The following is a 1,844-nucleotide window of genomic DNA, read 5'->3' as shown; positions in this document are numbered from 1 at the left end:
CGCGCCCGCAGCGCGGGCACCGCGCCCGCCACCAGCCCCACCACCGCAGCAGCGGCGCCTTGCAGGGCCAGCGTTTCGCCGGACAGCAGGAACACGGGAAAATAGTCGCCCAGCACATGGGCGATGACCCGCGTGACCGGCACGGACAACACGCACCCCGCCGCGCCGCCCAGCAGTGACAGGGCCAGCGCCTCGCCCGTCACCAACAGGGCCACGTACCCCCCGCCGAAGCCCAGCGCCTTCAGGGTGGCGAATTCGCCCATGCGTTCGCGGGCGGACATGGCCATGGTATTGGCCGCCACCGCCATGATGATCACGATGACGATGCCCGACACCAGCCGGATGGCCATGATGATGGCCTCGCTCATGGAGATGAACCCCATCTGGAAGGCCTGTTCCGTCTCGGTCAGGGTTTCCGCCAGCGAATTGCGGAACCGCGCGTCGATGTCGCCCGCCACGCGGGCCGCATTCTCGGCCCGATCCACCCCGACCATGTAGAAGCCCACGTGGTCGGCGCGGGTGGGCTGGTCCACCTTCATCCGCTCGTTCAGGTAGTCCCAGTGGAAAAAGGCCTGCGTCTCGTCGGTGTTGGGGTAGCGCCCGGTGTAGATGGCCCGCACCACCACGTTCCAGTCGCCGGGGTAGATGGTGCCTTTCAGCGGCACGGTGTCGCCCGGCTTCCAGCCAAAGCGCCGGGCCAGCTTTGCTCCCACGGCCATGCCCTTGCGGTCGCGCATCAGGGCGGCCTTCTGGTCGTCGGCAATGACGTATTCCGGATACAGGTCGAGGTAGCTGCGCATGTCCACGGTGAAGTTGGCGAAGAAGTTCTTCTCGTCCACGTAGTACGCGCCAAACCAGTTGCCCCACGAAAGGTGCCTCACCCCTTCCACCGCGCGAATCTTGCCCGCATAGGCAACGGGCAGCGGAAACACCAGCGAGATGGCGTTGCGGGTAACCAGCCGGTTGGCGGCGGATGCGGAAACCCCGACGTACCAGGCCTCTACCGTGGTGCGCAGCAGGCCGAAGGCCATGATGGAGATGGCAATGCCCAGCACCGTCAGCGCGTTGCGCAGCGGGTGCCGGGCCAGATTGCGCAGCACGAAGTTAAGCGTGAGCATCGGCCAGTTCGCCCTTTTCCAGCAGCAGCAGGCGGCCCGCCCGTTCCGCCGCGCGCGGGTCGTGGGTGACCATGATGATGGTCTTGCCCATGGTGCGGTTCAACCCGTCCATGAGGTCCAGGATTTCCCCGGCGGACACGCGGTCCAGGTCGCCGGTGGGTTCGTCGGCCACCAGGATGTCCGGGTCGGCCACCAGGGCGCGGGCAATGGCGGTGCGCTGCTGCTGCCCGCCGGAAAGCTGGCGGGGGTAGTGGTCCATGCGGTCGGACAGGCCCACCATGGTCAGCGCGGTGCGCGCCCGTTCCCGCCGTTCGCGCCCGGACAGGGGCGTGAGCAAGAGCGGCAGTTCCACGTTTTCCAGCGCGTTCAGCACCGGGATGAGGTTGTAGAACTGGAAGATGAACCCCACGCTGCGGCTGCGCCAGCGGGCCAGGTCCGCGTCGTCCAGGGTGGTGATGTCCGTTTCGCCCACGTGGATGGACCCAGCATCCACGCGGTCGATGCCCGCGATGAGGTTGAGCAGCGTGGACTTGCCGGAGCCGGACGGTCCCATGAGCGCCAGGAACTCGCCGGGGGCCACCGTCATGTTCACGCTGGTCAGCACCGGCACCACCTGCGCGCCGCGCCTGTAGGCCTTGGAGACGCCTTCGATGCGGATGGGCGGACTGGCCGTACGCGGGGGCGCGGGAGCAGGCGCGGCGCCGGGGGCACCATCCGCGCCGGGCG

At 68.2% G+C, this 1,844-nt stretch carries 2 protein-coding genes; both read right to left on the bottom strand.

Features of this window, described 5'->3' with window-relative positions; genetic code table 11:
• The coding region (locus FVW20_RS14065; RefSeq protein ID WP_196610105.1) for an ABC transporter permease at positions 1-1,118 on the bottom strand (1,118 nt) is incomplete at its 3' end.
• Positions 1,105-1,776 carry an ABC transporter ATP-binding protein gene (locus FVW20_RS14060; protein WP_196610106.1) on the bottom strand — a complete coding sequence of 224 codons (672 nt, stop codon included), beginning with the start codon at positions 1,774-1,776 and terminating at the stop codon, positions 1,105-1,107. The genes FVW20_RS14065 and FVW20_RS14060, both read right to left, overlap by 14 nt.
• Positions 1,777-1,844: the final 68 nt, after the last annotated feature.

Origin of the sequence: Nitratidesulfovibrio oxamicus (genome assembly GCF_015731765.1) — a bacterium.
In the GTDB taxonomy this organism is placed as follows: Bacteria; Desulfobacterota; Desulfovibrionia; order Desulfovibrionales; family Desulfovibrionaceae; genus Cupidesulfovibrio; species Cupidesulfovibrio oxamicus.
The sequence above is the reverse complement of the archived record's forward strand: the minus strand, read 5'-3'. Positions and strand labels throughout refer to the sequence as shown.